We start from the raw sequence: 8,320 nt of genomic DNA, 5'->3' as shown, positions 1-8,320 counted from the left end.
ATAAATATTATGCTTGGATAATACAATATTATACGACTTAAGATGTATAGTTGTCGGGAATTGCTGATGATCGGATATTCAATGGCATTTTTTCCTGTTTCAAATCGCAGACTGAGGGCGAGGGTTTACGACGATTTTGCTAATTGCAGGGAACAAAAGGTTATCCTTACTGTCTGATTAATCAATCATGTATTAGCAAGTGGATAACCTCTAATGAATATAACCCCAACCAGACCTCAACCGGTACCAGGTACTTCACAGGATGATACGATTTCGTCAAAGCCCGATGCATTAATAGGCTTAAAAAGGAATGTGAAGGAATTGAACCTTGCTGATGCCGAAACAACCAAACTGCCAAAATCAAGCACAGCAACAATCCCTGAAGAACAGATTATTGAAAGACCAGTCACCAGTTTTACCCATCGTTCCCGTTCAGCAATCAATAATCCCGATAAAATGAGAACCTGGTGTCCTCAATTCGAGCAAATCTATAAATACTTGATAGCACATGACACTCCAAACCTTGAGGCCCAATTAAATGGGTTTACAGAAGATCAGATCAAAAGCCTGTTGATAGCTAAAGCCCCTCATGACTTTCTAACGAAAAATAATGATCCCAGGTTTTACCCGAGTTCACTTTTGGAAGCAGCCGGCGAATCCAGGGCAGGCAGAGTTTTTTTCCGGTTTTTATTTGACCAGCTAACTCCAGAAGAATTAAGGGATGCGCTGTTAGAACCTGTCGATGGTGATTTGACGTTATTGCATCATGCCTGCTGTGTTATGGAAGAGTCATTATTCAATCAATTGGAGCATAAGTTAGGGATGGAAACACTTATTGAGATGGTCACTCGTCCAGTCAATAGCCATGTTCCTCCTCTTGCACATGCCTGTCTTTTTAATGAAAGTACTTATCTGTTTGATACCGCTATCGAAAAAGACAGAAAATTGATTGTAAAACTCCTGACAGGGAGCCCCGACATTGATGAAACCTTGTTGCAGTTCATGTTTGGTGATATTGCAGAGTGCGGTTTACAATTTTATATAAATCATCTAAATCCTGATACACACTACCAACGTACAAGCCATCTGTTAGATTACCTGAATATTCAAGAACGCTTTGACGCTGTCAGATTTACCGGAAAAAAGATTGAGTCTCCTCTGTTGTTAGCCTGTAAAAAAGGCTACTTGGATTTATTTGAAAAATTGACGGAAACATTTGATGATAATCAACTTGTTGAGCTTTATACAGCGGAAGCGGAAACGAACAATTCACTGTTGCAAAAGTGTTTTGAAACAAATCGTAGATATCAAGCTGAATATATCGTCAATTCAATCCAATGCCCATCATTGAGATGTAAAGTAATGTCGGTTTCTACTTCGGAGGGGTATTCCGTCTTTCAACAGCTGGTTGTTTATAACAACTCAATTTACTCAACTAAAAAGATAAATCACCTACTGCGTGGTATGAAAGATAGCCAGGTGGATCAACTGATTACCGGCAATCCAAATATTTGGGATGAAGCGGTCAACGGTACCGCTCTTACCCTCAGGCAGCAAGAGCTAACGCCCATTGTACAAGCCATGAACAGGAATGAAATGCAACTGGCTAAATATCTCTGGACGCAGATTACTGACCCGGATTTACGAATTAATCTACTGGTTTACCGTTCTAAACACCAAACATGCCTGTTCCAGCACTTGCTAGAGACTGAGCGGCAATGGCTCGACAACATACTGGCTAATATCCATAGTAAGACCGGGCGGGATTTACTTGCTGCTAAATTTTTTCAGCATGTTTTAGAAACCGGGAGCCTGGATGCCAGCGATTACCTGAGACAAATAAGCGATTCACCACTTATAACGAAACTGCTCCAGGATAATCACAAATATTTTTTAGTCAACCTCTGCAACAATGGAGAGATGATTACTGAAGATTATTTCAGCGATACAACCCCATCTCAATGTACAGACTCTGTTGTATATGTACTTGAAAAGAGTCTCTCTGGCGAAAAGCACCTGAAGGAAAACCTTCCTCAATTAATTACCGCACAGGAGAAAGCAGGTGATAAAGATGCTTTTGTCAAATGGGCTTTAAGTCCGTTGCACGGCAAGGAAAGTCCACTGCTTAGGGTACTGAATCGATTTGCCAAAACTTATGGTATGAGAAATAAACCTGTGGAGATTTTGTCAAAGTACCGTTTGACTTTGGAAATCGTACAAAGGGAAGCCAGAGTGACCAAGCAGCTGTTTCAGGGAATGATGAGCATGATGAGTGAGGAGCAGATAAAAGAATTCTTTTTATCTGGACTGGTCAGGAGTGGTGAGAATTTACACCTTTTTGGTTATAAAGATATCCTTGCAACAATCTTAGGTACCCTGGGGGATTCAGGCCAAGCTGTTCTTGAAAAAATAAACCCGACGACCGGTGAGAATTTATTACATCTTATTTTCCAAAACCATTTGATTAATCGAACAGTTATAAAGATTAATCGAACAGTTATAAAATCGTACGATCTCATTGAGACCGTTGTCTGGCTGGATGAAACCTATGGATTAACCTCGTTTTTGCAACGTCGTTTGGAAAGCGATGGCTCAACCCCCTTACACGTACTCTTGACTTCGCACAAAAGAAAATTTTTCAGGTCTGATGATCCACCAACAGTACAAAAACAGGTTCTGGAGCACCTATGTAAAAACGCAGATCACACTCTGCTGGTTGAGTTACTCAAAATTGGAGACCACAACGGCTGCACACCTCTGCACAAATTATTTTCTTTTCAAAAGATCAACGATGAAGTCGTCGATCTGTTAATTGAAGAACTTGGTCATGAAACCTTTTCTGAGTTAATGGCTATCAAAGACAAACAAGGTAAAACTGCTATGGACCATTTTTCAACAAATCATAGTTTTTCATATGAGAAATACAACAGTATGGTTCGTGGAGGGCAATAAATTGAGGATAAAAACAACCCTCACAAAAAAAGAAACCCGGAATGAACTGTGGCACGGCACTATTGTCAGATCCTGTAACCAGAGTGTTATGCAAAAACACAGCCCCTGCCCTTACTATTCCTATCACTAAGGGATCAAACCGGGAGAAGGAGTATGGAATTAACCATTAATCTCGAAAGCTATCAAAACTACACGCTCATTATTCTGGATGGTGATCTTAATGCCAGTACCATCCAAATACTGGAGAATGCGGTAGAAAATGCAACCAGAATCGACACCAGCCATATTGTGCTGGATTGCACGCTACTTAGAAGCATCAGTAGCGATGGGTTGCAATTACTGCTTCATTGTCAGGTACAACTGGCAGGACATTTCTATCTCTCGCTGTATAACGTACCCAACAGTGTTGCCTCACTGATGGAGTTAAGCGGTATTACCTATTTCATCCAGATGAACACGCAGGAGCAGAATCAACAGAAACAGTCAGCATCCGCCTGATGGGTCTGCCCACTTCGTCAGGAGACCGACCGAGAATAGACTGTCACGATAAGTCAGGCGGTGCCCGCAGATGCTGGGCCACGTTATGGTAGGGTGGTTGGTGTTGATGAAGTCGGGCTGCCGTTGAATCATCCGTTTTAAGGCAGTTTATAGCCAAAAAGGCGGTATTAAAAACACTACCGTCTATTTTCAGCTTTTCAGTCAACGTCTTCTTTACCAACTTCAGCAGACTGATATCGATCTTCTCCGGCGCGATGGGGTAGCAGCAAATTCAGAATCACTGCTGTCAGGGCGCAAAGACTGACACCCTTCAGGGAAAATTCACCCAGTGAGATTCCCATATTACCGATACCAAATACCAGCACGATAGAGACAATCACCAGGTTTCGGGGCTGTCCCAGGTCAACCTTTGCCTTAATTAGCGTGTTAAGTCCAACGACAGCAATGGAGCCAAATAACAGCATCATGATGCCACCCATCACCGGCACTGGAATGGTTGACAGGAATCCACCAATTTTACCGATAAACGCCACGCCAATAGCAATGACTGCGGCCCAGGTCATAATAGCCGGGTTGTAAACTTTGGTCAGCATCACCGCACCAGTGACTTCTGAGTAAGTGGTATTAGGCGGCCCACCCAACATACCAGCAGCTGTCGTTGCCAGGCCATCACCCAGCAGTGTATTTTTCAGCCCTGGTTTTTCCAGATACTTTTTCCCGGTCACCGAACTGATCGCCAGCATATCACCAATGTGCTCAATAGCGGGGGCAATCGCTACCGGAATCATATAAAGCACCGCATTCCAATTGAGTTCCGGGGTGGTAAAATTCGGAATAGCAAACCAGGGGCGGTCAAACAAAGGCTGAAAGTCCACAACCCCCATGATCACTGCGGCAATATACCCTGCGCCAATACCACAGATGATGGGAATCAGTCGTAAAATCCCACCGGCCATGGTCGCCACCAGCAGGGTGGCTAACAGCGAGATCGCGGCAAGGAGCAGAGCCTGATCAGCAGAGATTACCCCTTCAATAGGTGATGTTGCCATCCCAACGGCAACAGGCGCCAGGCCAAGGCCGATAACCATAATCACCGGCCCAACCACCACGGGTGGAAACAACTGGTAAAGTATGCCGGATCCACGCACCCTGACCAGCACACTCAATACAGCATAGAGCACACCGGCGGCCATGATACCGCCCATGGTGGCCGCCAATCCCCAGGATTGAATACTGAACGTCATCGGCGCAATAAAGGCAAAAGAAGATGCCAGGAAGACAGGCACCTGCCGACGGGTGATCAGCTGAAAAATCAGAGTACCGATACCCGCGGTAAAGAACGCCACATTGGCGTCCAACCCGGTCAGCAACGGCACCAGAACGAGAGCACCAAAGGCAACAAACAGCATCTGCCCTCCCATCAGCGCCTGCCGCCAGAGCGACATCTCTGATGGCAGGTGTTCCCCCGACTGTGCTGAATGATTCATTGTTGGATATCCTTACTCGTTACTTAGCGTGTACCAAAAATCTTGTCGCCGGCATCACCCAGGCCAGGAATGATATAGCCGTTGCCATTAAGCCCCTGATCAACAGACGCCGTAAAAATCTTAACGTCAAGATGCGCTGACTGGATCTTATCAATACCTTCCGGCGCAGCCACCAGAACCAGGCAACGGATTTCCTTGCAACCTGCCTTCTTCAGCATATCTATAGTCGCCAGCATGGAACCACCGGTTGCCAGCATTGGATCCAGGATCAGGGCAATACGCTCATCAATATTACTGACCAGTTTTTCAAAGTAAGGCACCGGTTCCAGCGTTTCTTCGTCGCGGTAGAGGCCTACCACACTGACCTTGGCATTGGGGATCATATCCAGAACACCGTCCATCATACCGATGCCGGCACGCAGAATCGGTACAATGGTAATTTTCTTGCCTTTGATCTGCTGAACGGTCACCGGACCATTCCAGCCTTCAATTACCGTATCTTCCAGCTCCAGATCTTTGGTCGCTTCGTACGTCAGCAGGCTGCCTACCTCACTGGCCAGGGTGCGGAATCCCTTGGTACTGATATCATTGGAACGCATCAGTCCCAGCTTGTGTTGTACCAGCGGATGCTTGATTTCCTGTACGCTCATGCATGACCTCAACTGTCTGATTGGCGATGGATGGATAATGAATCAAAAAAACGAATGGCTGAGATAAAAAACGTTTCTGAGGAAGCACTCATTGAGAGAATAATCATTCAACAGCTTTCAACGCCTAAACCTTCTTATTCTCCCACAGGATGTCCGCACTGCCCATAGGTTTTTACAGCCATAACGATCGTGTAGTTTTCTCTTGCCCATTGAAGACAACAACGGTATTTTTCCCTGCTTTGCTTTTCGTGAAAACTGTTTCCAACTCTCCACAGGGGAGTAAAAAATGGTTTTTTTAACCAGAAAAGGACCGCCGGTCGCCAGGGTGCCCGACATCTGTACTGCATGAGTTGACCCACTGGAGTGACCGGCCGCCAATCAAACGATCAGGGTTTACACAACATGTCTGTTGATCTCGACCATATCCGGCAAGTGATGGATGAAGCCGACTGCCTCTTCAACGAGCAGCAGATTGAAGACGCCATCGCCACCATGGGACGCAACATCACCAACAAGCTGGCGGACAGCAACCCGCTGGTATTCTGCGTAATGAATGGTGGTCTGGTGATTACCGGCAAACTGCTGACTCAGATGCAGTTCCCCCTGGAAGCCTCCTACGTACATGCAACCCGTTACCGGGACCAGCTGACCGGTGGCGGCCTGGAGTGGAAAGTTCGCCCAACCCAGAACATCAAGAATCGTACCGTCCTGATCATCGACGATATTCTGGATGAAGGGCACACCCTGGACGCAATTATCGATTTTTGTAAGGAAGAAGGAGCAGCCAGCGTTCTGACTGCGGTTCTGGTGGATAAAAAGCATGACCGTAAAGCCCGTCCGGGCCTGAAGGCTGACTTTACCGGCCTGGAAATCGAAGATCGCTATATTTTTGGCTACGGTCTGGACTATCAGGGTTACTGGCGTAATGCCAATGGTATTTATGCACTGAAAGGTCACTGAAATCCTGAGATTTCTTAAGAAAAAAAGCCTCCGGTCCGGAGGCTTTTCGTTTTGGGTTAATACGATCAACAGTTACATTATCATCCATGTAAACAGCCTTGCTCTGGGACTGCTATCTATTCGGCTGATTAGATGCTGTTCGTGCAGAGACTTTCTCGCTTGATCCAGAGTCACTGAGCATTCGGGCTACCGCTTGTTGTTCAGTCTTGATACTTGGGTCAACCCAGGTGCTTAGCTTCAAAGTAAAATCATCAAACTGCTTTACGACTTTATAACGTTCTTCCTCTAATGCTACCACCCCTTCTACTTTTTCAACTTCCAGCGCTTCTATACGTTGCACAGTTTCCTTGAAAGCGGCTTTATCTTCTTTTAATGTTTCATTCAACCGTACAAGATCTTGCCGGTTAAATTCAATTTCCTGGAGAAGCATTTCTTTATTCTTACTGGTTTGAGCAGTGTCGTCTTTATCCATAACTACGGATGTATCATCAGACAGAGTAAGATCATCAGTTTCGCAGCTTTGCACTTGATCCAGGAGTTTGCCAATTTCATCTTGAATGTCATCAATGCGGCTTAAATTTGCTATTATTTTTTTACGCAGATGATCAACTGTACTGATTTTAGCGTCAATTATGCCATTCATTTTATCAACGTAACCTGTTGCAGCTAGCAACATTTCTCTAGAGGTTTGCTCTTTCAGTTCCAGGTGCCTATCGACCAGCATTTCTTTATCACCCTCAGCTTTCTCATTAATAAGCTCCTCATGTGTTTTTTTGAGATTTTCTGCTTGCTTAGCCAAAGATGTCTTTAACTGTTTACACTCATCTTCAAGCTTATTAACCGATTCTACACTTTCCCTATATTGCTTATAAGCTTCATTATTCTTGAGAATATCCACAAGTTTATTCGCATCATTTATGCGGTCTTTCGATGATTTACTAGTCAGGCGTACATACTGGGGGTTTCCGTCCTTAGTGGCCGGTGGTAAAACAATTATTAATCCCTTGCGTAAAGATTTCAGATCCCCATCAGCAATAGCCAATATGGTTTTGTACTTTTCTTTGAATTCATCATTTTTTATTTTTGATTTAATAAAATTTTCTTTCTTATCATTAAGGAGACACAATTCTAAATTAAAGTTCTCAATATCGTCTGCCAGTTTTTCCTTTTTTTCAGCATCACGAGTAGCTTTTAAAACCCTTTCAGCCTGAGCATTAGAAATTACTTCCCAGCTCTGCTTTTCCACCACTCCCTTGCCTTTGCCTGATAGCATATTCTCTAACGCTTTTACAGGGCGGCATTTACTGAGCAACTTACGAAAATCTTTAAAGGCAACCTTTACTGGCTGGGTGTTTTTAGGAAGTTCTGCAAACTGCTCCGTAGTAACCTGAATACCGACAAACTTATCTTGATCAATTTCCTGAATGGTAACCGTACTTCCATTCAGAAATCCTTTTTCCGGCTTAACAATGTCTGCATCGATAGCAAAAGGTAGATTCTGACTTCGACCTATACTACCAGTGTTATCCTGAATATTCATATTTATTCCCCTTCCCTGGGTTAAGGATACTTTTAATAATAGTCAGCAATTTTTTAGAACATTAATAATCTTGATGGAAAAAGCATACCAAACGAAAAACAAAAATAACCACATGATTTATTTAACAATCCAATATTGCCAAAAAACAGTCAAACCACTTAAAAATCTCAGGCAAGCCGGGGCTTGTTGCAGTTAACGAAAACCTATCTATAGTTACTCGAACCTATTCAAAA

6 protein-coding genes are annotated in these 8,320 nt (G+C 44.0%); 3 read left to right on the top strand and 3 right to left on the bottom strand.

The window, feature by feature from the left end; all coding sequences use genetic code 11:
• The first annotated feature begins 213 nt into the window (after positions 1–213).
• Together KDK15_RS13620 and KDK15_RS13615 are read left to right on the top strand one after the other, a co-directional pair.
• A complete protein-coding gene (locus tag KDK15_RS13620) occupies positions 214–2,952 on the top strand; it encodes a hypothetical protein (RefSeq protein WP_257295934.1) in 2,739 nt (912 codons plus the stop codon).
• A gap of 153 nt (positions 2,953–3,105) precedes the next feature.
• Positions 3,106–3,450 carry an STAS domain-containing protein gene (locus KDK15_RS13615; RefSeq protein ID WP_257295933.1) on the top strand — a complete coding sequence of 115 codons (345 nt, stop codon included), beginning with the start codon at positions 3,106–3,108 and terminating at the stop codon, positions 3,448–3,450.
• A 197-nt stretch (positions 3,451–3,647) separates the two neighbouring features.
• On the opposite strand, the gene KDK15_RS13610 is transcribed toward KDK15_RS13615, so the two are convergent.
• Complete coding sequence (locus KDK15_RS13610; protein ID WP_257295932.1) at positions 3,648–4,937, bottom strand: uracil-xanthine permease family protein; 1,290 nt, start codon at positions 4,935–4,937, stop codon at positions 3,648–3,650.
• 23 nt (positions 4,938–4,960) lie between these two features.
• Positions 4,961–5,587, bottom strand: coding sequence for a uracil phosphoribosyltransferase (upp, locus tag KDK15_RS13605; RefSeq protein ID WP_257295931.1), 627 nt, complete (start codon positions 5,585–5,587; stop codon positions 4,961–4,963).
• 402 nt (positions 5,588–5,989) lie between these two features.
• Here upp and KDK15_RS13600 point away from each other — a divergent pair, with 402 nt between their 5' ends.
• Positions 5,990–6,547, top strand: a complete 558-nt coding sequence (locus KDK15_RS13600; protein ID WP_257295930.1) for a hypoxanthine-guanine phosphoribosyltransferase — start codon at positions 5,990–5,992, stop codon at positions 6,545–6,547.
• A gap of 112 nt (positions 6,548–6,659) precedes the next feature.
• On the opposite strand, the gene KDK15_RS13595 is transcribed toward KDK15_RS13600, so the two are convergent.
• Positions 6,660–8,087: a hypothetical protein gene (locus tag KDK15_RS13595; protein WP_257295929.1), complete on the bottom strand. Its 1,428-nt coding sequence runs from the start codon at positions 8,085–8,087 to the stop codon at positions 6,660–6,662.
• Positions 8,088–8,320 lie beyond the last annotated feature (233 nt).

The organism is Endozoicomonas sp. YOMI1 (assembly GCF_024606345.1).
Taxonomy (GTDB): domain Bacteria; phylum Pseudomonadota; class Gammaproteobacteria; order Pseudomonadales; family Endozoicomonadaceae; genus Endozoicomonas.
This window is presented reverse-complemented; position numbering and strand designations above follow the sequence as displayed.

Coding starts and splice junctions, on each gene's coding strand:
- upp (WP_257295931.1), bottom strand. CDS start 5,587: ATGAGCGTACAGGAAATCAAGCATCCGCTGGTACAACACAAGCTGGGA.
- KDK15_RS13600 (WP_257295930.1), top strand. CDS start 5,990: ATGTCTGTTGATCTCGACCATATCCGGCAAGTGATGGATGAAGCCGAC.
- KDK15_RS13595 (WP_257295929.1), bottom strand. CDS start 8,087: ATGAATATTCAGGATAACACTGGTAGTATAGGTCGAAGTCAGAATCTA.
- KDK15_RS13620 (WP_257295934.1), top strand. CDS start 214: ATGAATATAACCCCAACCAGACCTCAACCGGTACCAGGTACTTCACAG.
- KDK15_RS13615 (WP_257295933.1), top strand. CDS start 3,106: ATGGAATTAACCATTAATCTCGAAAGCTATCAAAACTACACGCTCATT.
- KDK15_RS13610 (WP_257295932.1), bottom strand. CDS start 4,937: ATGAATCATTCAGCACAGTCGGGGGAACACCTGCCATCAGAGATGTCG.